General features: G+C 58.9%; 21 protein-coding genes. 11 read left to right on the top strand and 10 right to left on the bottom strand.

What is annotated here, in order from left to right; all coding sequences use genetic code 11:
* Nucleotides 1–2 precede the first annotated feature (2 nt).
* Nucleotides 3–1,157, top strand: a complete 1,155-nt coding sequence (gene ampC / locus ACR6AS_RS05605) for a class C beta-lactamase (RefSeq protein WP_434161407.1) — start codon at nucleotides 3–5, stop codon at nucleotides 1,155–1,157.
* Nucleotides 1,158–1,183: 26 nt separating this feature from the next.
* Here the strand turns inward: ampC and ACR6AS_RS05600 are convergent, their stop codons facing one another.
* The 3 genes from ACR6AS_RS05600 to ACR6AS_RS05590 all read right to left on the bottom strand — a co-directional run bounded on the left by ACR6AS_RS05600 (nucleotide 1,184) and on the right by ACR6AS_RS05590 (nucleotide 5,288).
* A complete protein-coding gene (locus ACR6AS_RS05600) occupies nucleotides 1,184–3,007 on the bottom strand; it encodes a glycoside hydrolase family 15 protein (protein ID WP_418798071.1) in 1,824 nt (607 codons plus the stop codon).
* Between the two features lie 88 nt (nucleotides 3,008–3,095).
* Nucleotides 3,096–3,989: an SDR family oxidoreductase gene (locus tag ACR6AS_RS05595; protein ID WP_111140512.1), complete on the bottom strand. Its 894-nt coding sequence runs from the start codon at nucleotides 3,987–3,989 to the stop codon at nucleotides 3,096–3,098.
* Nucleotides 3,990–4,253: 264 nt separating this feature from the next.
* Nucleotides 4,254–5,288 (bottom strand): LacI family DNA-binding transcriptional regulator, encoded by a 1,035-nt coding sequence (locus ACR6AS_RS05590; protein WP_111140511.1) that lies wholly within the window; start codon nucleotides 5,286–5,288, stop codon nucleotides 4,254–4,256.
* A gap of 213 nt (nucleotides 5,289–5,501) precedes the next feature.
* On the opposite strand from ACR6AS_RS05590, the gene ACR6AS_RS05585 reads away from it, so the two are divergent.
* The 4 genes from ACR6AS_RS05585 to ACR6AS_RS05570 all read left to right on the top strand — a co-directional run bounded on the left by ACR6AS_RS05585 (nucleotide 5,502) and on the right by ACR6AS_RS05570 (nucleotide 10,717).
* Nucleotides 5,502–6,530: an ABC transporter substrate-binding protein gene (locus tag ACR6AS_RS05585; protein WP_434161402.1), complete on the top strand. Its 1,029-nt coding sequence runs from the start codon at nucleotides 5,502–5,504 to the stop codon at nucleotides 6,528–6,530.
* Between the two features lie 88 nt (nucleotides 6,531–6,618).
* Entirely contained in the window at nucleotides 6,619–8,844 is a 2,226-nt protein-coding gene (locus ACR6AS_RS05580; protein ID WP_434161399.1) for an ABC transporter permease, read from the top strand.
* Nucleotides 8,841–9,902 (top strand): ABC transporter ATP-binding protein, encoded by a 1,062-nt coding sequence (locus ACR6AS_RS05575; RefSeq protein WP_434161396.1) that lies wholly within the window; start codon nucleotides 8,841–8,843, stop codon nucleotides 9,900–9,902. The genes ACR6AS_RS05580 and ACR6AS_RS05575 overlap by 4 nt, the downstream gene beginning before the upstream one ends.
* Before the next feature lie 23 nt (nucleotides 9,903–9,925).
* Nucleotides 9,926–10,717 (top strand): inositol monophosphatase family protein, encoded by a 792-nt coding sequence (locus ACR6AS_RS05570; protein ID WP_111140507.1) that lies wholly within the window; start codon nucleotides 9,926–9,928, stop codon nucleotides 10,715–10,717.
* 1 nt (nucleotide 10,718) lies between these two features.
* Here the strand turns inward: ACR6AS_RS05570 and ACR6AS_RS05565 are convergent, their stop codons facing one another.
* Nucleotides 10,719–11,180, bottom strand: a complete 462-nt coding sequence (locus ACR6AS_RS05565) for a GNAT family N-acetyltransferase (RefSeq protein ID WP_293770048.1) — start codon at nucleotides 11,178–11,180, stop codon at nucleotides 10,719–10,721.
* A 183-nt stretch (nucleotides 11,181–11,363) separates the two neighbouring features.
* Here ACR6AS_RS05565 and hipB point away from each other — a divergent pair, with 183 nt between their 5' ends.
* From hipB to ACR6AS_RS05545, 4 genes are all read left to right on the top strand, one after another.
* The gene (hipB, locus tag ACR6AS_RS05560; protein WP_111140505.1) at nucleotides 11,364–11,612 is read left to right on the top strand and encodes a type II toxin-antitoxin system antitoxin HipB; all 249 of its coding nucleotides are present in this window, start codon (nucleotides 11,364–11,366) and stop codon (nucleotides 11,610–11,612) included.
* Complete coding sequence (locus ACR6AS_RS05555; protein WP_434161391.1) at nucleotides 11,612–12,925, top strand: type II toxin-antitoxin system HipA family toxin; 1,314 nt, start codon at nucleotides 11,612–11,614, stop codon at nucleotides 12,923–12,925. The genes hipB and ACR6AS_RS05555 overlap by 1 nt, the downstream gene beginning before the upstream one ends.
* A 110-nt stretch (nucleotides 12,926–13,035) precedes the next feature.
* The gene (locus tag ACR6AS_RS05550; protein WP_111140503.1) at nucleotides 13,036–13,242 is read left to right on the top strand and encodes a type II toxin-antitoxin system MqsA family antitoxin; all 207 of its coding nucleotides are present in this window, start codon (nucleotides 13,036–13,038) and stop codon (nucleotides 13,240–13,242) included.
* Nucleotides 13,243–13,633: 391 nt separating this feature from the next.
* Nucleotides 13,634–15,679, top strand: a complete 2,046-nt coding sequence (locus tag ACR6AS_RS05545; RefSeq protein ID WP_111140502.1) for an FUSC family protein — start codon at nucleotides 13,634–13,636, stop codon at nucleotides 15,677–15,679.
* 271 nt (nucleotides 15,680–15,950) lie between these two features.
* On the opposite strand, the gene ACR6AS_RS05540 is transcribed toward ACR6AS_RS05545, so the two are convergent.
* The 5 genes from ACR6AS_RS05540 to ACR6AS_RS05520 all read right to left on the bottom strand — a co-directional run bounded on the left by ACR6AS_RS05540 (nucleotide 15,951) and on the right by ACR6AS_RS05520 (nucleotide 22,151).
* Nucleotides 15,951–16,286 (bottom strand): gamma-glutamylcyclotransferase family protein, encoded by a 336-nt coding sequence (locus ACR6AS_RS05540; RefSeq protein WP_111140501.1) that lies wholly within the window; start codon nucleotides 16,284–16,286, stop codon nucleotides 15,951–15,953.
* Between the two features lie 1,020 nt (nucleotides 16,287–17,306).
* A complete protein-coding gene (locus ACR6AS_RS05535) occupies nucleotides 17,307–18,644 on the bottom strand; it encodes a cytochrome c (RefSeq protein WP_434161388.1) in 1,338 nt (445 codons plus the stop codon).
* The gene (locus ACR6AS_RS05530; RefSeq protein ID WP_111140499.1) at nucleotides 18,637–20,241 is read right to left on the bottom strand and encodes a GMC family oxidoreductase; all 1,605 of its coding nucleotides are present in this window, start codon (nucleotides 20,239–20,241) and stop codon (nucleotides 18,637–18,639) included. Before ACR6AS_RS05530 ends, ACR6AS_RS05535 begins: the two co-directional genes overlap by 8 nt.
* 20 nt (nucleotides 20,242–20,261) lie before the next feature.
* On the bottom strand, nucleotides 20,262–20,765 hold the full coding sequence (locus tag ACR6AS_RS05525; RefSeq protein WP_111140498.1) for a sugar dehydrogenase complex small subunit: 504 nt from the start codon (nucleotides 20,763–20,765) through the stop codon (nucleotides 20,262–20,264).
* Between the two features lie 573 nt (nucleotides 20,766–21,338).
* Entirely contained in the window at nucleotides 21,339–22,151 is an 813-nt protein-coding gene (locus tag ACR6AS_RS05520; RefSeq protein ID WP_434161987.1) for a DsbA family protein, read from the bottom strand.
* A gap of 848 nt (nucleotides 22,152–22,999) precedes the next feature.
* Between ACR6AS_RS05520 and uraH the strand changes: the two genes are divergently transcribed.
* Nucleotides 23,000–23,422 carry a hydroxyisourate hydrolase gene (gene uraH, locus ACR6AS_RS05515; RefSeq protein ID WP_111140378.1) on the top strand — a complete coding sequence of 141 codons (423 nt, stop codon included), beginning with the start codon at nucleotides 23,000–23,002 and terminating at the stop codon, nucleotides 23,420–23,422.
* Here uraH and ACR6AS_RS05510 read toward each other — a convergent pair.
* A complete protein-coding gene (locus ACR6AS_RS05510; protein WP_434161383.1) occupies nucleotides 23,378–24,364 on the bottom strand; it encodes a LysR family transcriptional regulator in 987 nt (328 codons plus the stop codon). The two genes, uraH and ACR6AS_RS05510, sit on opposite strands and share 45 nt — an antisense overlap.
* Nucleotides 24,365–24,506: 142 nt before the next feature.
* Between ACR6AS_RS05510 and ACR6AS_RS05505 the strand changes: the two genes are divergently transcribed.
* Complete coding sequence (locus ACR6AS_RS05505) at nucleotides 24,507–25,256, top strand: SDR family oxidoreductase (protein ID WP_434161380.1); 750 nt, start codon at nucleotides 24,507–24,509, stop codon at nucleotides 25,254–25,256.
* The last annotated feature ends 42 nt before the right edge of the window (nucleotides 25,257–25,298 follow it).

Below are 25,298 nucleotides of genomic sequence, written 5' to 3'. Positions count from 1 at the left end.
CGATGAAAAAGTCTGTGTTGTACGTTGTGTTGCTCGCTCTTTCTGCCCGCTGTGTTGCCGCCGATCTCTCCTCACAGCAGGTCACTTCTCTGGTCAAAGCCACGATCGAACCGCTGATGGCGCAGCAGTCGATCCCCGGCATGTCGGTGGCGGTGCTCTGCAAAGGCCGGTCGCAGTTCGTGAACTTCGGTGTGGCCGATCTCGACTCGCGCCGCCGGGTCACGGAAAACACCCTGTTTGAACTCGGTTCCGTCAGTAAAACCTTTACCGGCACGCTGGCCGGGGTGCAGATCCGCAACGGCGACATCCGCCTCAGCGATCCGGTGCATAAGTACTGGCCGCAGCTGACCGGTGCGCAGTGGCGGCCGGTGCGGATGCTCCATCTGGCCACCTACACGGCGGGCGGCCTGCCGCTGCAGCTGCCGGATCAGGTGACCGATCAGGCGTCGCTGCTGCGCTTCTATCAGGACTGGCAGCCCGGGGCCGCGCCAGGCACGCTGCGTCAGTACTCTAACGCCAGCATCGGCCTGTTTGGCGCGCTGATGGTGAAGGGGGACTATGAGCAGGCGATGGAACGGAATGTGTTTCAGCCCCTGCGCCTGACGCGCACCTATATCACTGTGCCGCCCTCCATGATGCTTAACTACGCCTGGGGCTATAAAGAGGGTCAGCCGGTGCGGGTGTCGCCAGGGATGCTGGATGCTGAAGCTTACGGCATTAAATCGACCGCGCGTGACATGCTCACGTTTATGCAGGCGAACATCGATCCTAATCGCCTTTCCGCTGGCAATGCGGTGTTGCGGAATGCCATACGCACCGCGCAGTCGCGCTATTTCAGCGTCGGGAAGCTCTATCAGGGGCTGGGCTGGGAGATGTACGACTGGCCGGTTTCTGCCGACACCCTGATCGGCGATAGCGATAACAGTGTGGCGCTGAAAGCCCGTCCGGCGACGCAACTGACGCCCGTCGGGCCGTCGCAGCCCGCCAGCTGGGTACATAAAACCGGCGCGACCAACGGATTCGGGGCCTACATTGCGTTTATTCCCGCCGCGAACTGCGGCATCGTGATGCTGGCGAATAAAAACTATCCGAACCCGCTGCGCGTCCGGGCGGCCTGGCAGATCCTGCAGGCCCTGCAGCAGGAGAGAACGGAGTAACCGGGCCCGCAGCAGGGCCCGGTTACTCAGGGCGGCGCTTCGGCTTCCGACAGCGCCTGCGCCGCGCAGATCAGGGCCAGATGGCTCAGCCCCTGCGGCATATTGCCGCGCCAGCTCTGGGTGCGCACATCATACATCTCATTGAAAATATCGACGTTGCCGTGACCCTCCAGCGTCGTCAGGATCTCCTGCATCGCCTGGTTTGCCTGCGCCGTTTCGCCCAGCTTTGCCCAGGCCTCCACCAGCCAGAAAGCGCAGGCGAGAAAGGTACTCTCTTCCTCCCGGACGCCGCTGTAGCGGTAGAGCATGGCGCTGCCATCGCCCAGTTCCCTGCGGATAGCGTGACAGGTGGCGAGCATCCGCTGCCGGTTCACCGCGTTGCCATAGTGGTGAACCAGCGCCAGCGAGGCGTCGAGCCGATCCTCGCTGCCCGCATAAAAGAGATAAGCCTGCTGCTGTTCAGACCAGCAGTGGGACTCAATCCAGTCGCGGATACGGTCGCGCTCCCGCTGCCAGCGCCCCAGCCAGGTCGGTTCAATATGCTGGCTCTCGGCCAGGGCCACCGCACGATCCAGCGCCATCCAGCAGGCCATTTTCGAATGGGTGTAGTGCTGCAGTTCAGGCAGCTCCCAGATCCCGCAATCTTTCTGCCGCCAGTGGTCGGCACAGCAGTTCGCCAGCTCGCCCAGCATGCGTGAGGTGGTGATATCCAGCACATGTCCCGCCTCAATAAAGTGCTGCGCAGTGACCAGCATGTCGCCATACATGCTGAGCTGCAGCTGATCGCGCGCGTTATTGCCGACCCGGACTGGCCGGGAATGGCGATAGCCCGCAAGCAGAGGATAACGCTCGGCGGGCACCTCATCGCCGTTCAGGGCATAACAGGCGCGCAGCCTGACGCCGTGGCGCATGATGGTCTGAGAGAGCCAGGAGAACGCCGCCTTACAATCCTCCAGCGCGCCGATATAGACGAAGGCTTTGATAATCAGGCAGGCGTCGCGCACCCAGGCGTAGCGGTAATCGTAATTTTTTTCGCCGCCAATCCCCTCCGGCAGTGAGGTGGTCGCCGCCGCCGCCAGCGCGCCGGTCGGCGAGTACCAGAGAAACTTCAGCGACAGGGCAGAGCGTTTTACCAGTGCCGGATAGTGTCCGTTGTAGCTCAGGTTCTCCACCCAGCTGCGCCAGCCGGTGTGGCTGATTTCGATGCGCTGGTCGATCGCCTCCAGCGGCGGCACCGCCAGTGGCTCGCTCTCGGTCACCAGCAGCGCACAGAGGGAACGGGAACCCGGCGTGGTGCGCAGTGTGGCGCAGATCTCTTCGTCGCAAAGATGGGTGATGCAGATATCGTCACTGGCACGGAACATCGTCATGATGTCGGCGATGTGAAACACCTTGCCTTTCTCATTTTCGGCCACCCACGGCGAACGGGTTTCAGCCGCGGTGCCAAAGCGCAGGGTAATGGCTAACGCCACTTCACCGCTGACGCCTTCGATACGGCGGGCCAGTTCGCACCAGGGCAGCCGACCCGCCAGCGTACTGTTAATCGATTCAGTCAGCAGCACCGTACCGCTTCCGGTCTCGAAGCGGGTCTCCAGCACGTTACTGTTGTCCCGGTAGCGACGTGACACCTGATAAGGCGCGGCCGGCACGATCTGAAAGTAGCCGCCCAGTCCGGCATCCAGCAGGCGGTCAAACAGCGGTTTCGCGTCGAGATTGGGCGCACACCACCAGTCGATTGAACCATCCGGCGCGATCAGCGCGACCGAACGGCCTTCGCCGATGGCGGCATAGTCGCCCAGCCCCGCAAAGCCATCCTCTCTGACGGGCGAATGAAAGATCGGGTTCTCCATGCGCGTTTTCCTCTGTTCTCGATAGCGGGGGATAGGCGGGATAAAAGCCGGACAAAAAAAGGGCCGCACCAGGCGGCCACTTTGGGGATTACAGGGTGCCGGTGCCGCCATCGGAGCACCAGACCTGACCGGAGGAGTAACTGCTCTCGGTCGACGCCAGGGTCACATAGAGTGGGGCGATCTCAACCGGCTGGCCCGGACGGCCCAGCGGCGCATCGGCACCAAACTGTTTAACTTTCTCCATCGGCTGACCACCGCTGGACTGCAGCGGGGTCCAGTATGGGCCAGGCGCGACCGCATTGACGCGGATACCGTCACCGCCCAGCTGCTTAGCCAGCGATTTGGTAAAGGCCACAATGCACGCTTTTGTCTGTGCATAGTCGAGCAGAATATCGCTGGGTTTAAATGCCTGCACGGACGAAGTATTAATGATGGACGCGCCGCGAGGCAGATATTCCAGTGCCGCTTTAGTGATCCAGAACATAGCATAAACGTTAGTTTTAAACGTCGCGTCGAAATCTTCTGTACTCAACGTCCGGATGGACTCATTAAATTGCTGACGACCGGCGTTATTTACCAGAATATCCAGACCGCCTAATTTATCCGCAGCCTCTTTAACCAGCTGCTGACAGAATTCTTCAGAGCGAATGTCGCCGGGAATAGCGAAAACGTTACGGCCTTCCGCTTCGATTAATTTCACCACTTCATCGGCATCCGGCTGTTCTTCCGGCAGATAGTTAATGACCACATCTGCGCCTTCACGGGCATAGGCAATCGCCACGGCGCGGCCGATACCGGAGTCACCACCGGTGATCAATGCCTTGCGGCCAGCCAGACGGCCTGTCCCGCGATAGCTGGTTTCACCGTGGTCCGGAACCGGGATCATTTTGCTGGCCAGGCCTGGCGCCTGCTGCGGCTGATCCTCAAAAGGAGGTTTTGGGAAGTCATTCACATCGAGCGTATTATTCGTTGGTGTTGTCATTGTTTGCTCCTTGAACAGAGTGATCTGAGACAGTAAGCCTGGCACAAATGTGATATTTGTCACATCTGACTGCTGATTCATTGAGCAGATAAAACCAGAATGAATTAATAATGCAGATAAAGCGTAGACAGGAAATCGCAATTGTGGGTTGCCGTGGTCCACTATTTTTCAATGCAGGCCACTATTATTTAAAGCGAAGCGTAAAACCGGCGGGAAATTATTTCAGCGCGGTAACGTGCCGGTGAAAAATAAAAAGAAGGGCGCCTATGCGCCCCGGACAGAACCGCGCCAGACAACATCGACCGGATATATTCTTCGCTCCTGATGCTGTTCGCTTTTCGGTATCAGTGCGTCCGGCTGTGCTTCCGTTTCCACCAGCCAGCGGATGGCGTCACGGGCAAACTGCTCGACCGGCTGCGCAAAAGTGGTGAGGTTGTAGGAGGCCCAGCCCGACTGGGGAATATTGTCGTGTCCGATGATGCAGAGGTCCTGCGGGATACGCAGCGCGAAGCGGTGCCGCGCCTCATCCATAAACCCGCAGGCGAGCAGGTCGGTGGCGCAGTAAACCGCGTCCGGGCGCACGTTGCGCGTCAGCAGACGCTGCGCCAGAATCTGTCCGCTCTCATAGGAGGTCGAGCCGAACCGCTCCACATGAACGGTTACGTCTGCGCGCTGCGCGGCCGCCAGGAAATCCGCTTCACGTTTCTGCAGGCTCGGGGTGCCCGCCAGCGAATTAACAAAGGCGATGCGGCTGCACCCGGCGCGCACAAAGGCATTGACGGCCATCTCTGCGGCCGGGCGGGAGTCGAGATTGATGTTCAGCGTGCCGGGCAGGGACTCATCGCGGTTGATCAGCACCAGATGCTGGCCGTGCTTATAGCAGAGGCGGGTGATGGCGCTGTCCGGCATCCCGGAGAGAATGACAGAGGCGTCGGCGCGAAAATTAATCGCCTGCTGCAACGCCGCCGAAACCCGCGCATCTGAACGGTCGGTGTTGATCAGCATCGCCACCTTTCCCGCCTCCTGCAGATACTGCGTCATCCAGCGCACCAGGCTGGCACGATAGGGGGTATCTACTTCGGAGGCGATTAAGCAGACAATGCCGCTGCGATGACTGACCAGGCCGCGCGCCAGATGATTAACGTGATAACCCAGCTCTTCTGCCGCCTTCATCACCCGCTGACGGGTGGTTTCCGACACGCTGGCGCCCGGTGTAAAGGTGCGTGACACCGCGGATCGGGAGACACCCGCCCGCTCCGCCACATCCTGGGCGCTGACGACCGTCTTCAGCTGCTGCATCTTCTTCTCCTTATCCCGTGAGGGCCCGCAGTGAGTCTGCCTGAAATTGCAAAGCTGTGCAAAAGATAACGATGCGCTGAATGTTTCAAATTTGTGACAGAAGCTGACAATTGCGGGATAACTGAATTGACAGCCAGGCAGGGAGGCCGTACTAATTGCACACATGTGCAAAGGGTGGCGACTCTGCGTCATCCGGCCCCTCAGGAGAACATCATGCGTTATTCCTCTCTGCTTGCTGCTGTTATTGTCAGTTGCCCGGCCGTGCCCTTTGCCGCTGCGGCAGCGGGCAATCTGAATATGATCTGTTCTGCGGATGTGGTGGTATGCGAACAGATGACGACGCTGTTCAGCCAGTCTCATCCCGATATCAGAGTCAGCATGGTGCGACTCTCCGCCGGTGAGGCTTATGCCCGTATCCGCAGCGAAGCGCGGAATCCCCGCACCGATATCTGGTGGGCCGGTACCGGCGACCCGCATATGCAGGCCGCAGAAGAGGGCCTGACGCAGGCTTACCACTCGCCACTGCTCGACCAGCAGCAGCCCTGGTCGCAGAAGGTGGCAGAGATCTCCGGCTATCGCACCGTCGGCGTCTATGCCGGCGCGCTGGGCTGGGGCTACAACACGAAACTGCTGGCGGAGAAAAAGCAGAAGGTACCGGCCTGCTGGGCGGACCTGCTCGATCCCGCTTTCAAAGGCGAAATTCAGATCGCCAATCCGAACTCCTCCGGCACGGCTTACAACACCCTGGCAACGCTGGTTCAGATTATGGGCGAAGACCAGGCCTTTGACTTTCTGAAGAAGCTGAATGCCAACATCTCCCAGTACACCAAGTCCGGCTCGGCACCTGTCAAAGCCGCCGCGCGCGGCGAAACCACCATCGGCATCGTTTTTATGCACGATGCCGTCGCCATGCAGGTGGATGGCTTCCCGATTAAGCCCGTTGCCCCCTGCGAGGGCACCGGCTATGAGATTGGCTCGATGTCGATCATCAAAGGGGCCCGCAACCTGACCAACGCCAGAAGCTGGTATGACTGGGCATTGAGTGCTGAGGCGCAGTCGCACATGAAAGAGGCGAAATCGTTCCAGCTGCCCTCCAACCGCCAGGCGGCGATCTCTGAATACGCGCCGCGCTTCGAGAACATCAAGCTGATCGATTATGACTTCAAAACCTACGGTGACGCGGCAAAACGCAAGGCGCTGCTGGGTCGCTGGGATAAAGAGATCGGTGCCCGCGCGCAGTAACGGTGGTGTGCGCCTGGCTGCCTGAGCCGGGCCTGTACCAGACCGCGGTGGCGCAAGCCTGATGTCCGCTTCCTGAACGAGGTGATTTATGAATGCGCACAATCGTCGCTTAACCGGTGTGCTGCTGGCGGGAGTCGTCGCGCTGACGCTGCTGCCCTGGTACAGTCTGGAGCAGGGCTTTTTCAGCGTTGACGGGATCTTCAGCCTGTGGCGCGATGAGAACAGCACCCCTGCGCTGGGCCAGCTTGCGTTACGCCCCTGGCTCAGCGTCGTCGTGGCGCTCTGGCTGCTCGCGGCGGCCTGCCGCTTTCTGCCCTTCGGCCGAACCCGCAGTACGCTGCTTCTGTTGTTCAGCCTCACGGGCATCCTGTTTCTGGTGCTGGAAGGGCATGCCATCGGCTTCAGCGGCTGGAACTGGCTCTGGCTGGATCAGCTTGCGGGGCCGCTGGCGCAGGGGCAACAGGCGATGGGGGCAGGCGCACTGCTGCTGCTGACCCTGTTTCTGCTGATCTTCGCCTTTGCACTGGCCGAGCGCGGCGTGCTGAAAGGCGATGCCTTTGTGGTGGCGTCGATTGTACTGCTGGTGGCGCTGGTCACCACCTTTGTGATCTATCCGGTTCTGAGTCTGTTTGTCGCCTCAGTGCAGGATGTTGATGGCAGCTTTAAGCCTGACGGACTGCTGGCGAATCTGCAGGATCCGGCCATCTGGAGCCTTGGCTGCTTCACCGGCGGCAGTTGCGGCACCGCCTGGCGTACGCTGGGACTGGCCCTGATGACGGCCAGCGGATCCACTCTGCTGGGGCTGGCATTTGCGCTGGCGGCTACCCGCACGCCGCTGCCGTGCAAAAAGGCGCTGCGGATGCTGACCATTCTGCCGATTATCACGCCGCCGTTTGTCATCGGGCTGGCGCTGATCCTGCTGTTTGGCCGCTCCGGCGTGGTGACGGAATCGCTGGCGACGCTGTTCGGCATCGAGCCGGGCCGCTGGCTCTATGGCATGACCGGCATCTGGATCGCCCAGGTGCTCTCTTTTACGCCCGTTGCGTTTCTGGTGCTGATTGGTGTGGTGGAGGGGATCTCGCCTTCGCTGGAAGAGGCGTCACAGACTCTGCGCGCCAGCCGCTGGCGTACCTTCTCCCGCATCTCGCTGCCGCTGATGGCACCCGGTCTGGCCAACGCCTTTCTCATCAGTTTTATCGAAAGCATGGCCGATTTTGGTAACCCGATGGTGCTGGGCGGCAGTCACGGCGTACTCTCGACAGAGATCTTCTTTTCGGTGGTCGGCGCTCAGAACGATCCCAGCCGCGCCGCGGTGCTGGCGATGATCCTGCTGACTTTCACGCTGTTCGCCTTCCTGGTACAGCGCGTCTGGCTTTCCGGCAAGAGTTTTGCCACCGTGACCGGGAAAGGTGACGGCGGCCGTCACGCCCGGCTGCCACGTCCGGTGCGCTACGGCGTCTACGGCATGGTGATCCCCTGGGGCCTCTTCACGCTGGTGATCTACGGCATGATTATGGTCGGCGGCTTTGTGCAGTCCTGGGGGCTGAATAATGCGCTGACGCTGGATCACTATATCCGGGCCTTCAGCGTCACTATTGAGCAGGGCACGCTGGTCTGGCGCGGCGTCGCCTGGAATTCATTCTGGACCACGCTGGAGATTGCGCTGATCGCCGCGCCGCTGACGGCTATCGTGGGCCTGCTGACCGCCTGGCTGATTGTACGGCAGAAGTTTGCCGGTCGTCAGACCTTTGAATTTATGCTGATGCTGAGCTTTGCCATTCCCGGCACGGTAATTGGCGTGAGTTATGTGATGGCCTATAACCTGCCGCCGCTGGAGATCACCGGCACGGCGACTATCCTGATCGCCTGCTTTGTCTTCCGCAACATGCCGGTGGGTGTCCGTGGCGGCATCGCAGCCATGAGCCAGCTCGATAAAAGCCTGGATGAAGCCTCCCTGACGCTGGGCGCAGACAGTTTCCGCACGCTGCGCAAAGTGGTGCTGCCGCTGCTGAAACCGGCCATCAGTGCGGCGCTGGTTTATGCCTTTGTGCGGGCCATCACCTCGATCAGCGCGGTGATCTTCCTGGTCAGCGCGCAGTACAACATGGCGACCTCTTATATCGTCGGCCTGGTGGAGAACGGAGAGTATGGCGTGGCGATTGCCTACTCCTCTGTCCTGATCGTGGTAATGCTTCTGATCATCGGCCTCTTCCAGCTTCTGGTGGGCGAACGCCGCCTGCGCCGCGCAACCCGACCGGCGGTCATCACTGCCGCACCCTCTGCATCCACCCTGACTCAGGAGAGAGCCGTATGACGACCATTCAAGCTGGTTCGGTGGTTTTTGAGCATGTGACCAAACATTTTGACGGCTTCACGGCGCTGCCGGATCTGTCGCTCAGCGTGGAGCCGGGTACGCTGGTGACGCTGCTCGGCCCCTCCGGCTGCGGCAAAACCACCACGCTACGGCTGCTGGCCGGGCTGGAACATCCCACCTCGGGCCGGATCCTGATAGGCGGCAAAGATGTCACCCATCTGCCCGCCAACCAGCGTGACGTGGCGATGGTCTTCCAGTCCTATGCGCTGTTTCCGCACATGAACGCCCTCGACAATATTCTCTATGGCCTGCTGTCGTCGGGCATGAACAAACGTGAAGCGCAGGAAAGGGCGCACGAAGGGCTGAAGCTGGTGGGACTCGACAGCCAGGGGCAGCGGCTGCCGTCGGAACTCTCCGGTGGACAGCAGCAGCGTATTGCGGTAGCGCGTGCGCTGGTGCTGGAGCCGCAGGTGCTGCTGCTCGATGAGCCGCTGTCGAACCTGGATGAGCGTCTGCGCCGTCGGGTGCGCACCGATATTCGCGATTTGCAGCAGCGGATCGGCTTTACCGCCGTCTATGTCACCCACGATCAGGAGGAGGCGCTGGCCGTCTCCGATAAGATTATTGTCATGAAAGAGGGGGATATTGCTCAGCAGGGCGCGCCGGAGACGCTTTATCACGCACCTGACTCGGTCTTTATCGCTGACTTTATGGGGGAGGCCAACATTCTGCCCTGTGAAGTGGTGCAGGCCGATACAGAGGAGGCACTGATTCGCCTCGGCACTCAGCAATTTCGGGTACAGAGCTCCTCTGCCCGGACCGGGCTTGCGCAGCTGGCCGTGCGACCGCAGTTTATCACGCTGTCGGAGGCGGGCCACGGCGCATTGCAGGGGGATGTGATCCACAGCACCTGGCTGGGCGACCACATCGAATATGAGGTGGCGACCGAGCTGGGCGCACTGTTCATTATCGATCCGCTGATGGCGCAGCGTCTGCCGCTCGCGGCCCGGGTCGGTATCCACTTCAAGCCTCAGGGCCTTGCCCTGATTGCCCGTTAATCTGATGAAATCCGGGAGTTCGTATGCAAACGCACGAAATCATGACGCGACTGGCCCTGGCTGAAGCCGTGGCGCGCGAAGGGGGCGCGACTGCCTTATCCTGGTTTCACCGCCGGGAGACGCTGGTGGTGGAGACCAAATATGATCTGCAGGATGTTGTCTCAATTGCTGACCGTGACGTGGAGCAGCTGATCGCCAGCCGCATCCGTGACGCCTTTCCCGACGATGGCTTTCTGGGTGAAGAGTCGGGCCTGCAGCCGGGACAATCTGACTATACCTGGGTGGTTGACCCGATCGATGGCACCAGCCCGTTTCTCAACGGGATGCCGAGCTGGTGTGTGTCGGTTGCAGTGCTGCGCGGCGATGAACCGGTTATCGGCGTGATCTTCGCGCCCACCTATCAGGAGTGCTATGTGGCGGCGCTGGGGCAGGGAGCAACCCTTAACGGACGCCCGCTGGCCGTCGATCCCTCACGGACGCTGCAGAATCATGTCACCGGGTTTGGTGCCAACAGCCATGTGACGCCGCAGCAGGTGGGCGAAATAGTGGCGGCGCTGCTGACGGCGGGCGGTAACTTTATCCGTATCGGATCGGGTGCGCTGATGCTCGCCTGGGTGGCTGCAGGCCGCGTAGTCGGTTATTACGAACCTTACATGCACGCCTGGGATTGTCTGGCGGGGTACTGCCTGGTAAAAGAGGCGGGCGGCTGGGTTCATCCGTTTAACACTGAGGGTGACCGCCTCACCCGAGGGGCGCAGGTGCTGGCCGTAGCACCGGGTGCCGAGGCCGATCTGCGCCATATTGCGGGCCTCTGACCTACGGTGACGCTGTCACGCTGGCGTTCTGCCCGTCAGCGTGATCCAGCGTTTTTATCAGGTAATGGCGCTGCATCCCCTCATGCGGAAAGTCGGGCAGTGACATCTGTAACGCATAACCCTGTTTCTGATAGAACGGCAGGGCCTGAAAACTGAAGGTATCGACCAGCGCAAACCGTGACCCCATTCTGACCGCTTCCTGTTCTGCCGCATTTATCAGCGCGCTGCCTGTGCCGTGACGCCGCTGCGTTTCGTCTACCCAGAGATAATCGATACAGAGCCAGTTGCCTTTCCGTGACGCTATGAGGCCTCCGCGCAGCGTTCCCTGCGGATCATGGCAGGCAACCGACAGCGGCCCCCAGTTATCTCGCTGGATAAACGTCTGGTTATACGCGCCCAGACCGATCAGCAGGGCTTCCCGGTCGTCATCGTTCATCTCGTGGGTAAGGGTCAATGTCTGCATCCTGCTCCTCTTTAATCCGTTAGTAAATCCCGGAATATCCGCTATAAGGGATAAATCGCCCGTTATCCCCGGAAGGGTATAAAATTGTATTTATCCTCTTGTGGGGATAAAGTGTCATTTATACCCTGTCAGGGATAAGACGACTGCGCTATGCTTGTCGTCTGCTTTCCGGAGGAGCGCCCAATGATATACAGCCCGCTTCAGCTGGCAAACCGGCTGAAACTGATCCGCCAGCGCAATGGCTGGACCCAGAGTGAACTGGCAAAAAAGGTCGGCCTGAAACAGGCCACCATTTCCCACTTTGAAAATGCGCCTGACAACACCTCACTGGCCACGCTGTTTAAACTGTTGCAGTCGCTGGAACTGAGTCTGGATGTGCAGGAAAAAGCGGCGGCGGCAACGCCACAGATTGATGATGAGGATGCGTGGTAATGCAGAGGCTGATAGCGTGGATGAACGGCGAGCGGGTGGGTGTACTGACCCGACAGCGCAACGGCGCGCATGAGTTTCAGTATGATACCGGCTGGCTGAGTAATCCGCTCTCCAGGCCGCTGTCACTCTCGCTGCCACTGCAGGTCCGGGCGATCACTTCCCCTGCGGTCATCAATTTTTTCGATAACCTGCTGCCGGACAGTCCGCTGATTCGCGACAGAATCGTAGCGCGTTATCAGATAAAATCGCGTCAGCCGTTCGATCTGCTGCAGGAGATCGGCCGCGACAGCGTTGGCGCAACCATGCTGCTGCCGCCCGATATGCCGCTGCCCGCGCTGCACGCCCGCTACGAAGTGCTGGATGAAACCCGCCTCGAAAGCGTCCTGTCGGCCTATCAGTCAGATATCCCGCTGGGGATGCTGCGGGAAGAGACCGATTTCCGTATCTCGGTGGCGGGTGCGCAGGAAAAGACCGCGCTGCTGCTGACCGATGAGGGCTGGAGCATTCCAGCCGGCGCCACGCCTACCTCCCACATTATCAAGCTGCCGATTGGGGAGATTAAACAGCCTGCCGCCACGCTCGATATGCGCGAAAGCGTAGAGAATGAGTATCTCTGTCTGGCACTGGCCCGCGCACTCGGTATCGATGTGCCGCAGGCCACAATAATCCAGGCCGGCAGGATGCGCGCCCTGGCCGTCGAACGTTTCGATCGCCGCTGGTCACGCGATAAAACCCGTCTGATTCGCCTGCCGCAGGAGGATTTCTGTCAGGCGCTGGGGCTGCCATCCTCGACCAAATATGAGTCGGACGGCGGGCCGGGGATTACGGAGATCATGCAGATACTGATGGGGTCGAGTAACGCTATTGAGGATCGCTACCGGTTTATGCAGTTTCAGGTGTTTCAGTGGCTGACAGGCGCAACCGATGGCCACGCCAAGAACTTCTCCCTGTTTATTGAGCGCGGCGGCAGCTACCGCCTGACCCCCTTCTATGATCTCATCTCCGCCTATCCGGTAATGGGTGGCACGGGTCTGAACAGGCGCGCCCTGAAACTGGCGATGGGGCTGCGCGCCAGCCGGGGCCGGAAAACGGAGATCGACAAAATCTTCCCGCGTCATTTTATCAATACGGCCAGAAGCGTCAGTTTCGATACGGACAGTCTGCAGCAGATTTTTGATTTCTTTGTCCGGGCCTTTCCTCAGGCCGTTGTGGCGGTGCGCGATACACTGCCGTCCGGTTTCCCGCAGCATATCGCCGACGCCATTTTCAGCCACTCCCTGATTATGCTGGAGCGGCTGCGGCATCAGGCGTAGTCTCAGGCATCACCGGCAATATGGGCCCATTCTGAAAGCACTGTCCGGGTGCCCGTGGCTCAGCCGCTGTCGTCTATGCTTAGCAGACAGGGTCAACAAGGGAGTCAGCTATGAAATGTCCGGGATGTGAAGGAGAGGCGTTCGTTTACGCCACGCGTGATGTCAGCCTGAATACGGGCAATCCGGCAGATGTGGTACCGGATGTGAAGGGCGATCACTGCATCCGCTGCGGGGCGGTGATTATGACCGCCGGGACAGCCGGGCAGTATCCCGAAAAGGCTGAAGCACTGGAGAATGGTGGCATTCCCGTCAGATAACAGCGTAAGCCCGCCGATTGCGGGCTTTTTTACGATCCCGTCCGCCAGCTCAGGTTTTGTGTCACTATTTCAGAAAAAAAAAGCCTGCACGAGGCAGGCAAAATCGTATCGCAGGTAAGTCATCTTTTGTGCACACCCACGCAGTTGCAGTGTGCGGGTGGCAGCATACGCGACCAACCTTAAGATTAGCCTGGGAACAGACGCACACACAGAATCTGAAGGGGAAAGAAGGGGGATTGTTTGCCGTTCGCAGGCCGTTCAGGAAGCTGTTCACCGCAGGATAAAAAGGCGTTATTAGGCTGGTAATAATTTGTAAAATTTAACTGAGAGTAAAACGCTGGCGCTTCTGTCAGGATACGCGCCTCAGAAAGCTCCTGGCTGCCCTCATTCGATGAAATGGTTTACCAAAAACGCGGTTTTGTTTGCCTGCAAAACCTCCCTTGCCGCGTTTATCGCACTCTCTGTCGCACTGATCCTGAACTTTGAAAAACCGGCCTGGGCGCTGACGACCGTCTTTGTCACCTCGCAGCTTTATGCCGCCTCGACCATCTCAAAATCGCTGTTTCGGCTGCTGGGCACGCTGCTGGGCGGCACCTTTATTCTGCTGATCTATCCCGAAACGGTGCAGTCACCGGTGCTGTTCAGCCTGTGCGTCTCACTGTGGGTGACGGTTTGCCTCTGGCTCTCGCTGCATGACCGCACACCGAAGAGCTATATCTTTATGCTGGCGGGTTACAGCGCGGCGATTATGGGCTTTCCCGATGTTGATACGCCGTCAGCGATTATTAATACGGTGATTTCACGGATCGAAGAGATCACGCTGGGGATCCTCTGCAGTACGCTGATTCACCGGCTGCTGTTCCCGGTTTCCATGCACCATCTGCTGGGGCAGAGCGTCAATCACTGGTTCCTGAACGCCCGCAGACTGTGTGACGAACTGATTAGCGGGATGGCGAAGAACAAATCGCTGGAGCGGGAAGATATCCTGATTCAGATGGCTGGCTATCCGCTTAACGTCGAAACGCTGCTGACGCACTGCGTCTATGAGGGCGAGGCCGCCCGAAACGTCATTCGTCTGGTCAGCGTGCAGTATCAGCATCTGACCTATCTGCTGCCAACCCTGACCGCCATTGAGTCACGGCTGGGCGTACTGGCTGAACTGAACATCCGCTTTCCGCCGTGCGTCACCGATGTCTTTCAGCAGTTTCTGTTGTGGCTGCATCATGACCGGGTTAACGATATTAACGGACTGCGGGAAGCGATTGCGGCCACTCAGGAGACGCTGGAGCAGGCCTGGCGGGCAGGGGAGCTGGCAACCGAAGAGAGTCTGCTGCTGATAGGGCTGCTGGAACGGATGGCAAACTTTGTGCGTATTGCCGATGCCTATGAGAACGTCAGCGCGCGCGCCGGGGATCTCTACAGTCACGGCGACGGATCCGCGATCCGCAATATCCGGGAGCACCGGCATATCGACAAAGGGCTGCTGCGATTGTCGGCGCTGACCGCTTTTCTCGCGACCTTTCTCTCCAGCCTGTTCTGGATTGGCAGTGGCTGGGCGGATGGCGCGAATGCGCCGCTAATGGCGGCGATTATCAGCTCCTTTTTCGCGGGCGTCGATTCTCCGGTAACGCCGATGAAGCTGTTCGTCAAAGGGGTGATGATTGCGCTGGTGGTCAGTCTGTTTTATATCGCGTTTCTGATCCCGCAGGCCAACACGCTGCAGGCGCTGATGATCTGTCTGCTGCCGGGTCTGATGCTGCTGAGTCTGCTTATCGCCAATCCGGCGACCAATCTGATCGGGCTGAGTGTCGCGATTCAGATCCCGGGCTTTATCGGGCTGAGCCATCACTACGTGCCGAACCTGATCGTGACGCTCAACGCGGCCATCTCTTCAATGACAGGGATTCTGTTTGCGGTCGTGCTGACGGCGTTGATCCGCAATAAACGGCCGTCATGGATTGCCCGACGCGCGGTGCAGCGGGGGCTGCGTGATTTGCTGGGCTTTACCAAACTGGTGGAGCGCAATTCCGCGACGCTGCTTTCCCGGCAGCAATTTATTGCGCGGATGCTCGACAGGGTAAACATCATTCTGCCGCGAAAACGGCTCGATCCGGTGCCCGATATCGTGGTGGGAGGGTATCTGATTACCGAAACCTGGCTGGGCGCAAACTGTTATGACTATTATGCGCGTTACCGTGAGGTTCTGGAGAGGCACGGTATTGAAAGTGGACAGATGTTTCATGAGCTGGCGCTCTATCTGAAGCGCAAAATGAAGTCGCTACAGCTCGCGCCGCATCAGGATCTGCTGGAGGAGCTGGACCTGCTGCTGCTTCGGCTGGAGCGCATCGCCCGGCAAGAGAGTGAGGCCGTTGCACCGCTGATCCATCTGTTTAATATCCGGGTGTCACTGTTTCCGCATCAGCGCTGGCCGGAGTAAGGGCTGGTGGGCATATAGCAAAGGCTGGTAGTATAAAGAATAGACTATTTTAGTTACATCATACATTAAATCTTATTTGATAAACCTGTCTGACATCGTGCCTGCCTGATCGGGTTTGGCAGCGAAAAGGGTGGCCAAAAGTGAAAAGCTGGAGATGCATTATAGCTGCTTAAAAATCAGTAGCTTGCGCTATTTATAACGTCCTGAACCGATGAGGCGCTACCCGCCATAAAACCCGAAGGGCGCGCGCGCTTTGTTACGGAAACATCGATCAGGCGCTCGCCGGCGGCTGGAGCTGATAAACCCAGGCGGTCAGCTGCTGGTTTTTCTCCGTCTGCACGCGAACTTTTACGCGATCATAGCCATCTTCGAAGGCGTCCAGCATCGGCCAGTGGGCTTCCAGCTGGTCGGAGATAAAGAGGTAACCCGGCACGTCCGGGCCGTTTTCGTCCAGGATGATGCCGGGAAAGTCAGCCGCCGCGCCCCAGCCACGCGGGTAATAAGTGCCATTCACCGAACCGGCCAGCCATTCGCCGCCAATCTTTTCCAGGATATGGGCGTTCTCGCGGCCCGGACAGAGCGTGCCATAGACAAATAAGCGCTTCATTTTCTCTCATCAAGCAAACCGTCAGAGCCAGCAACTTTAGCGTGCCTGAAATCGGATGTCATGCAGCGGCCATAATTTTCCGGTGTGGTCAGATAACGGGGCCAGAAAATGGCGCGTTCTGATAAATTCCGGGGCCAGCGGGCCACACAACAGCCTCAGAATTCACGTAGCGTTGCCATTTTTCGGATGTACGCGGCAACATCCAGAGCAGGATCCGGCTTTGTCGCGGTCGGGCAGCGCGCGGAACCGAAACTGGCGGACATAGAATCCGCAGCAGCAACGAGACGGATAAGGCGTGCTAGCAGGTCAGCGCCTCAGACTCAGCGTGGTAAAACCTGTGGGGCTGCATGACAGCGGATATCGGCAAAGACGCATAAGTGGGAAGACGTCAGCGCATTTTGTTGCTTCGTCCACGGAAAATACGGAAACCGAAATTGTGCGTGCAGCCGCGGAGAAGCGGAGGCCGTTACACAATGTGCGCCGTTGAAAGCGCCAGTCAGTGAATCAGTACTGCAGCAGCGAAGGCCGTTACAGAATGCGCGTAGTGAATCAGTGCGTGCGGCACAGCAGACGTGGCTGATGGCAAATATGTCAGAGCCGTGGCGGCGGACTGGCAGAGTGCGTAAAACAGAAAGTCAGAGGCTCAACAGATGAACCGGGATAAACTGAGAAGCCATCATCGAAAATGGGCCGGAGCGAGGATCGGATCGACAGTCAGGGTCAAAAGGCCGTTTTCATCGAAATTCAGGATTTCAGCGATGCCCAGACATCATAAGCATTAAAAGCGCATAATGTATATTATGTTAAATAAGGTATGCGGTACGCCATCGGCTAACGGGATTCTCCTGCTCTGCTGTTCCCTGCCGTGTCGTTCGCTCGCTTTCATCCTTTGAGCCGATAACGGCGTCGGCAGCCCTGACACTGAATTCACCCTCTCTTTAATCCGTTGCTGGCAATTAACGAACGCTGCCCGACCAATACATAAAAATCCCCGCGACAAACACCTGCGGGGATTTCAACTCAGACTTTTGCTGCGCGTCTTTTCCGTAACCAGAACGCGATCAGAATCAGCGCAACCACCGCTGCACCCATGCCGATACGCGCCAGGAGTTTCAGCGGCGACGTGTCACCGCCAGCGCGCAGCGCGCTGACTCTCTCCGGCGTGATTTGCACCTGACTGTGACCCATATCCTGCATCACGTAGTTGGTCACGGCCGCGATTTGCTCGTCGTCCAGTGAACCGGCAAACCCGATCATGCCCTGACCTTTTTCCGGCCAGACGCCATCCAGAATGGCCATCGCCACGTTATCCGCCACAGGCTTATTCAGCACGGGATGATTCTGCAGTGCCGGCAGCCCGTTCTGTCCCTGGCCCGATAAGTTATGGCAGGACGCGCAGTTATCCCGATAGATCTGTTCACCCTGGCTGATCGTCGCCAGCGTCGGCGGCAGATCGTCACCGGTGACCGGCCGCAATCCCGTGACGTCCGGGGTTTTCGGGATGACAGCGTCGGCGGGCAGCAGATATGTGGCGATCGCCTGACGATCCTCATCCGTCATGCGCGAGAAGCTTTTGTCGATCGCTTCCCGCATCGGGCCGCCTGCCGTGGCGCCGTTGGCCGCATGACCGGTCAACAGATACTCAGCCAGCATCTGCTGCGTCCAGTGTGGGTTCGCCTGCAGGGCCGGTGCCGTAATATCCGGCGCGTACCAGGTGCCGAGCGACGCTCCCTTCAGCAACTTATGCTGCTGTTCCGCCATCAGCAGATTGCGCGGCGTATGACAGGTGCTGCAGTGCGCCAGCCCCTGAACCAGATAGGCACCGCGGTTCCAGGCCGCACTCTGCGTGGGATCGGGCTGATAAACCTTATCACCGGCGAACAGCAGATCCCAGGCCGCCATACTGATGCGCAGATTAAACGGGAATGGCAGCGCCGTCTGCGGCGGCCGCTCATCCACCGGTTTTACGCCCTGCATAAAGTAGGCGTAGAGCGCCAGGATATCCTCATCGTTAAGCCTGGCGTAGGCGGTGTAAGGCATCGCGGGATAGAGACGGCTGCCGTCGGCCCGAATCCCTTTCCGCAGCGCCGCCGCGAACTCTGCTTCCGTATAATGACCAATACCGGCCTGTTTCGACGGCGTGATATTGGTGCTGAAGATGGTGCCGAGCGGGCTGACAATGGCGTGACCGCCGCTGAAAGGCGCTTTGCCCTCCTCTGTATGGCAGGCGCCGCAGTCGCCCGCTATCGCCAGATACTCACCGCGCCGGATCAACTCACTCTGATCGGCCGACTGCGCCTGGGCCGGGGCGACCAGTAAGGTGCCTGCGGTCAGTAAAGCGTGCCAGAACTTAACCATGTTGCGTCTCCTGCAGGATTTTGTCTGCCGTGCGCAGCGCCAGTGCCATCGCCGTCAGCGTGACATTGCAGGTGCCGACCGTCGGCATCACGCCGGTGCCGACCATAAACAGATTCTGATGGTCGTGCGCCCGCCCCCATTCATCGGTCACGCTGGTCGCCGGGTCCCGGCCCATCGAGAGCGTGCCGGTAATATGCTGACGGTTGGAGAATTTGCCGCTCTTGCTGTGCCGGATATTGGTCGCACCCAGCCGTTTCGCGATGGCGTCGTAACACTCCCGCGTTCTGGCCGTGCCTCTGACCACGTAATCATCGATATTCCAGTAAAGCGACGGCGTCGGCAGACCCAGCGCATCTTTATTGCCGCTCAGGGTGACGCGGTTATCGGGATCGGGTAACTGCTCCAGCGCATTTTTAATGCTGAGACGCCGGGCGGCGCGGAAGCGGATTTCATCCTGCAGTTTTTTACCGAAGTAGCCCTCTGCCAGTACCTCCTTAGTTACCGCAGCGACCTGCGACGCGTTAGAGATATCGATGCGGAACGGCGAGTGCTCGCGCCGGAAATCGCCATCGCGGAACTGGCCTATCGAGCACGGGCTGACCGGCCCACGGCCCGGCCAGATCTCCTCATCCACATCGAAAGTGACGCTTATCGCCGGGTGATCGCAGAGGTTGCGGCCCACGTTGTCACGGGCGTTGGCGATACCCTGCGGGAATGTGTCGCTGGCGGACATCAGCAGCAGCTTCGGGGTTTCGATCGCGTTGGCGGCCAGCACAAAGGTCTCTGCCGTCACCCGATGGCTGACTTTGTTCCAGTCGTAATAGCGGGCAGCCGTGATCCGCCCCTGCGCATCATGCTCCAGCTGATAAACCACGGCTTCGGTGATGACCTGCACCCCGCTGTTTTCAGCCTGCTGAGCCGCAAGTCCGCCGTGATACTGGGCGTCGATCGGACAAACCGGCATACAATTATTGTTGCCGCAGCAGGCGGGACGGCCGTCGAAGCTTCGGCTGTTTCGCCCGGTGCAGTCATCCAGCACCGTAAATTCGGGGGCCAGACGCGCCGTCACCCGCTGCTGCAGCCAGGAAGCCGGAACGCGCTCCATCGGAAACGGCTTGCTGCGGGGCGAACCGTTGTCCGGTGAGCCGCCCACACCCGCGATCGCCTCGGCCTGGTAGTAGTACTCTTCCAGATCCTGATAGCCGATCGGCCAGTCTTTGCCGACGCCATACAGGCTGTGCTGACGGAAATCGTTGGGCACGAAGCGCCAGAGCTGCGCCGCCCAGTGCCAGCTTGTGCCACCAAAGATGCGGATATATTGCGCGGCAAACGGATGCGGGCCCGCCTGATGCAGATAATCATTGGGCACTGGCGTGTAACGTGGCTGCGGGGCCAGCGGTGAAAACGGATACGGCGACATAAAGTCCGACTTGAACGCGGAGGCGCGAAACCGTTCAACCAGCTCGTCGCGGCCGACTCTGGGGCCGGACTCCAGTAACAGTACGCGCTTACCGGCTTTAGCCAGTCGCGTGGCCAGCAGCGAACCGTTGACGCCCGCGCCAATCACGACCACGTCGGGAGAAGTTTGTTTATTCATGGATGGCAGAACTCTCTTCGTCAGGGCTGTTTCGCCCAGCTTCCTACAGGACCGTATGCAAAACCGGGCGGTACAACTTTGTCACTGACCAGCTGGCTGGAAAGCGTGTTCACATAGGTGACATACAGGGCAGCCTTGCCCTTGCCGACAACGCCGGTGTACCAGCCGCTGAGAATGGCCTTCGCCAGCGATTCGCTGGCGGCATCTTCAGGTGCAAACGTCAGGCGATCCTGCTGCAGCAGGCCGGGCTGATTCTGCAGCAGCGCGTTCAGCGTCATGAGATCGCGGGCAATGTCATTGTAAGTCTGGGTCAGCGCCAGCATCAGCGCATGTGCCAGGGCCGGGCTGAGATCGTTCTGCTGGGTCAGCAGTCGGGAGACATGGATGAAATCATCCAGTCCGGTTAGCGGTGCCTGGGGCTGGGCCGCACTGAGCCGTGGCAGTGGCAGCAGATGACCGGAGGCCGTTGCGACAGCGACCAGCCCGATCATCTTCAGCGCGCGACGGCGGGAATAGTGATTCATAGTGTTGTCCAGTCAATCGTCGCTCGCGCTTCTGCGAGCAACAAAGTCAATCGAATGCGCCTGCGGCTGCCAGCAATAAAAGAACAAGCCCTGTCGGTTATATAAAGCCGCGACAGAGAGACAATGCTGGCTGATTATTTAATTGCGCACCGTTATTGAATTAAAACGATCTTCACTCTGCGCGCGGCGAGTATATTAAATCGTTCTTAAACAGCAGCTATACCGTCCCGCAGCGTTGCCAACCCCCTCTTCTTTCCCCCGTCAGCCGGGGGTCGGGACGTTTGTTCAGCGCCGTACGGTGTTATTCCGGGTATCAGGAGATTATTGGTCCGCTTTACTGCGTGGCGTAAAAACAGAGGCTGAAACAAGTGGAAAAATGGAATGGTTATTCACCGGAAATAGCACGAAAACGTTATTAACGTCAGTTCTGACGAAAGATGGCTTTATTTCATTGCGAGTCAATCAGTCATGCATTCGGACGGCCGGTGGGGATTAAATGAGGATGCCGGAAGGCAGCGACTCTTCCTTCCGGCCGGGTTCACTGACAGCGATGCCGCCGCCCCGCGATGAGGGTTAGCGGGCCTGACCCTGCGCCTTATTCAGCGCATCCTGCAGCATCGATTCCGTCGCGCCGCCCGGAAAGACCGTGACATTTTCTGCGGTTGCGCCCGAGACAGGCATCACGACGATGCCCGGCGTGCCCTGAAAACCGAGATTTTTTGCCAGCTCATCCGTACCGGACAACGTCTCCAGCATCGCCTGACTTCTGGCTTTGATTTTCGCCGCCCCGGCGACGGATGCCGCTCTGGCAATGTCCTTCTGCGTCAGTGCGCCCTCGATATGGCCGGTAGTAAAAAGCGCATCATGGTATTTCAGATAGGCATCGGCCCCCTTCTGTTGCCAGATAGTCAGGCCCGTTTCGGCTGCCTGAAAAGAGGGTTTCCAGCGGTAGCCAAAGATGGGCCACTCTTTGAAAATAAACCGGATCTGTGGATGACTTTTCATCAGCGACTGAATAATCGGTGCCTGACGGGCGCAGACGCTGCACTGATAATCAAAAAATTCAATTACCGCAACGCTGGCGTCTGCGGGGCCGATGGCCGGGATAGTCTGGTCGTTCAGCAGCGCGTTCTGATGCCGGATGGCGGCAGCGGTCATCGCCTTTATCTGATTGTCGTACTGCATTTTTTGCAGCTTCTGATCTATTTCGATTAGCAGTTGCGGATGCTGAAGCAGATAAGCTTTTGCCACCTCGCCAATACGCGCTTCCTGCGCAGGCGTAAAGGGTGCTGCGGTAACCGATGGCGTCGGGGCGCTGGCTGAGGGAGTATCAGCGTCAGCGGTGGCCGGCGGCGTTTCGGGTTTTTCTGTGGCAGAGGACGCCACCGCCGCCGGCGCAGCCGAGTCTGACGCCCTGCTCTCCGTTTGTGACGGGAGAGCCGCAGCGTCCGCGGCTTTCTGCGGTGCGGAGCCGGATGATTGGGTAGCAGCAATACCGGATGCCTCTGCGTTCTGCACAGCAGGCGCCACGCCGTTGCCGGAAGGCGGCGCGGCCGTTACCGATGTGGAGATAACCGGCGTCGTCTCCGGAGATGGCGAAGAGGATTGTGCCGCCGGAGCGGCGGAGACGACAGGCACATCAGCCGGGTGTGATGCCGTCTGACGCTGCGCCCCGCTATCCGGCGATGAAATCGCGGCAGGGCCGCTCTGCGTAACGGTCTGTGCCGCTGGATCGCCCGCCTGCTCTGCTGCCACAGCGCCGGTCGCGCCAGCCAGTAACATCATGGTCAGCGCCAGTTTATTCATTCTCATGCTTGTCGTCCTGAAGAGTGAGTTGTTTGCGTGACAGGGCCAGCCGCGCCTGCCCGTCTGCCTGCCTTAACGATCTGGCAGCCTCAGCAGGAAAAGAGCCGCTGCGCTGGCGTAGCCGTGCGGGTTGACTATATTCATCAGTCCGGTTCGTAACTTGTTGACGTAAATCATATAAATCAGTGTTAACATCTGGCCGCCCCGCTTTTTCTGGCACTATTGAGCGGCGGTTTATTTCATTGAATAGCCTTTACCGCACTATGCCGGATTAAGCGTAAAGGAAGGCTTTATGTATGATGTAACTAAAATGCCTGTCGCCTTCATTTCTCAGAAATTTCACATTTCCCGCCAATAAATGTCGCTTTGCCGTCAGCGATCATACCCTTTCCTCACAGTCACCCAACGAGTCAATAAAGGAAACATTGATGAAAACGTCATATGCTCTGATTGCTACACTACTGATGACCTCTGCTGCATCAGCTATCGCAGCGCAGCCTGCCACCGCTAAAAATCCCCTGAGCGTCCACGTTCTGAACCTGCAGACCGGCCAGCCTACGGCGGGAATCGAGGTCGAGCTGGATCAAAAGCAGCAGGATAACTGGGTGAAACTGGCTTCAGGCGTCACGGATAATAACGGTCGCATCAGCGCCCTCTTCCCGCAGGAAAAAATGGCCGCCGCAGGCAGCTACCGGGTCGTATTCAAAACCGGTGACTTCTACAAAAAGAGCAACCAGAAAACCTTCTTCCCGGAAATCCCGGTTGAGTTCAACATGGACGCCAGCGGTGAGCACTACCACATTCCGTTACTGCTGAGCCCCTTTGGTTACTCCACCTACCGCGGTAACTGATCCCGGAAAATCCGGCACTCCGGTGCCGGACTCACCCTCTCCTGCGACCTTCGCCGGAAAACAGGCCACCAGCCAGTCGATAAATACCCTCAGCCGCTGAGTGACATGCCGGTTTTGCGGATAGACCAGATGAAACGGATAGCCCGCCGGACGCCACGCCTGCAGGATCTCCACCATCCGGCCCTGCTGCAGAAACGGCATCAGGCAGTAACTGAACGTCTGAATAATCCCCAGCCCGGCCAGTCCGGCCGCCAGATGGCCATTACTCTCATTTACCCCGATGCGATGCGGCGTGACGATCTCCGTTTTTTCCCCCTGCAGTTCAAACCGAAACGGAAATGGCCTGCCGGTCTGTGGCGAAAGATAGCTCACCAGCCGGTGTCCGTTACGCAGCTCATCAGGATAAGCCGGGACGCCGTTCGCTTTCAGATAGGCAGGCGTTGCGCAGGTGACAAGCGTAGCCTGTCCAATCAGACGGGCAATCAGTGATGAATCGGCCAGAGGACCGCCCCGGATCACGCAGTCAACGTTTTCCCTAATCATATCCACCGGCCGGTCAGATACACCGAGGTCCAGAGTAATATCAGGATATCGGGCAAAGAAATCGGGCAGCAGCGGGATCAGCACATCTCTGGCCGTCGATCCTCCGACATCGATGCGCAGATGCCCTCGCGGCTTCTGACGAAGGGCATTAAAACAGGCATCGATATCTTCCAGGTCATGCAGAATGCGCGGGGCTTTTTCGTAATATTCATGCCCTTCTGCCGTCACGGTGACGCGCCGGGTGGTGCGCTGCAGCAGCCGTACTGAGAGATGCGCTTCCAGCTCCTGCACCAGCTTACTCAGGGTCGCTTTAGGCATGTTCAGGGAATCCGCTGCACGGGTGAAACTGCCGCTCTCCACGACCCGCGAAAAAGCTTTAATTGCCAGTAACTGATCCATTCTTTCCCCTTTATTATCCATCCCCGTGAATAGTCATTTTCATTTTAGCGGATTTATCTGCTAATCCGGCTCCCATAGAGTGGCAATCAGACCGGCAGCGGCGCTGACCGGGAAACGTTACCTTATGAGCAGGAGAAAACCGATGAGCACATTACTCGCAGGAAAAGTGGCATTAGTGACAGGCGGCACCAGCGGAATCGGACTGGCAACAGCCAGCGAGCTGGCACAACAGGGCGCACAGGTATTTATTACCGGCCGCCGTCAGAGGGAGCTGGATAACGCCGTCATCCACCTGGGCAAAAACGTCACGGGAATTCGGGCCGATGCCGCTCAACTGCACGATCTTGATGAAGTGTATTCGCGTATCGCGGCACAGGCGGGACATCTGGATATTCTGTTTGCCAATGCCGGGGGCGGTGACATGCTGCCGATGGGAGCGATTACCGAAGCGCATTTTGACCGTATCTTTGATACTAACGTGCGCGGAGTGCTGTTTACGGTTCAGAAAGCACTGCCGCTGCTGGTTGAAGGCGCCTCGGTGATCCTGACCGGATCTACTGCCGGCGTTCAGGGTACCGCCGCCTTTAGCGTCTACAGCGCCAGTAAAGCGGCAGTGCGTAATTTTGCCCGTTCATGGGCGCTGGATCTGAAAGATCGCGGTATCCGGGTCAACGTTGTCAGCCCTGGCCCCATTCGCACGCCGGGTCTGGGCGAACTGGTGAATGAAGAGCAGCGACAGGGATTGTTTGATGCGCTGTCAGCCCGGATCCCGCTTGGCCGCCTGGGGGAAGCGCAGGAGGTCGCTAAAACCGTGGCGTTCCTTGCGTCCGATGCCGCCAGCTTTATTAATGCGACAGAGCTCTTTGTCGACGGCGGCATGGCGCAGATCTGACTGGCCTTTTTTGCTGCCCGTCGCCTCTGGCGGGCAGGTTCC

This window comes from Pantoea phosphatilytica (assembly GCF_051025615.1).
In the GTDB taxonomy this organism is placed as follows: Bacteria; Pseudomonadota; Gammaproteobacteria; order Enterobacterales; family Enterobacteriaceae; genus Pantoea.
This window is presented reverse-complemented; position numbering and strand designations above follow the sequence as displayed.

Bases quoted from the DNA above. Each gene is read 5' to 3' on its own strand.
- ampC (WP_434161407.1), top strand. From the start codon at position 3: ATGAAAAAGTCTGTGTTGTACGTTGTGTTGCTCGCTCTTTCTGCCCGC.
- ACR6AS_RS05600 (WP_418798071.1), bottom strand. From the start codon at position 3,007: ATGGAGAACCCGATCTTTCATTCGCCCGTCAGAGAGGATGGCTTTGCG.
- ACR6AS_RS05595 (WP_111140512.1), bottom strand. From the start codon at position 3,989: ATGACAACACCAACGAATAATACGCTCGATGTGAATGACTTCCCAAAA.
- ACR6AS_RS05590 (WP_111140511.1), bottom strand. From the start codon at position 5,288: ATGCAGCAGCTGAAGACGGTCGTCAGCGCCCAGGATGTGGCGGAGCGG.
- ACR6AS_RS05585 (WP_434161402.1), top strand. From the start codon at position 5,502: ATGCGTTATTCCTCTCTGCTTGCTGCTGTTATTGTCAGTTGCCCGGCC.
- ACR6AS_RS05580 (WP_434161399.1), top strand. From the start codon at position 6,619: ATGAATGCGCACAATCGTCGCTTAACCGGTGTGCTGCTGGCGGGAGTC.
- ACR6AS_RS05575 (WP_434161396.1), top strand. From the start codon at position 8,841: ATGACGACCATTCAAGCTGGTTCGGTGGTTTTTGAGCATGTGACCAAA.
- ACR6AS_RS05570 (WP_111140507.1), top strand. From the start codon at position 9,926: ATGCAAACGCACGAAATCATGACGCGACTGGCCCTGGCTGAAGCCGTG.
- ACR6AS_RS05565 (WP_293770048.1), bottom strand. From the start codon at position 11,180: ATGCAGACATTGACCCTTACCCACGAGATGAACGATGACGACCGGGAA.
- hipB (WP_111140505.1), top strand. From the start codon at position 11,364: ATGATATACAGCCCGCTTCAGCTGGCAAACCGGCTGAAACTGATCCGC.
- ACR6AS_RS05555 (WP_434161391.1), top strand. From the start codon at position 11,612: ATGCAGAGGCTGATAGCGTGGATGAACGGCGAGCGGGTGGGTGTACTG.
- ACR6AS_RS05550 (WP_111140503.1), top strand. From the start codon at position 13,036: ATGAAATGTCCGGGATGTGAAGGAGAGGCGTTCGTTTACGCCACGCGT.
- ACR6AS_RS05545 (WP_111140502.1), top strand. From the start codon at position 13,634: ATGAAATGGTTTACCAAAAACGCGGTTTTGTTTGCCTGCAAAACCTCC.
- ACR6AS_RS05540 (WP_111140501.1), bottom strand. From the start codon at position 16,286: ATGAAGCGCTTATTTGTCTATGGCACGCTCTGTCCGGGCCGCGAGAAC.
- ACR6AS_RS05535 (WP_434161388.1), bottom strand. From the start codon at position 18,644: ATGGTTAAGTTCTGGCACGCTTTACTGACCGCAGGCACCTTACTGGTC.
- ACR6AS_RS05530 (WP_111140499.1), bottom strand. From the start codon at position 20,241: ATGAATAAACAAACTTCTCCCGACGTGGTCGTGATTGGCGCGGGCGTC.
- ACR6AS_RS05525 (WP_111140498.1), bottom strand. From the start codon at position 20,765: ATGAATCACTATTCCCGCCGTCGCGCGCTGAAGATGATCGGGCTGGTC.
- uraH (WP_111140378.1), top strand. From the start codon at position 23,000: ATGAAAACGTCATATGCTCTGATTGCTACACTACTGATGACCTCTGCT.
- ACR6AS_RS05510 (WP_434161383.1), bottom strand. From the start codon at position 24,364: ATGGATCAGTTACTGGCAATTAAAGCTTTTTCGCGGGTCGTGGAGAGC.
- ACR6AS_RS05505 (WP_434161380.1), top strand. From the start codon at position 24,507: ATGAGCACATTACTCGCAGGAAAAGTGGCATTAGTGACAGGCGGCACC.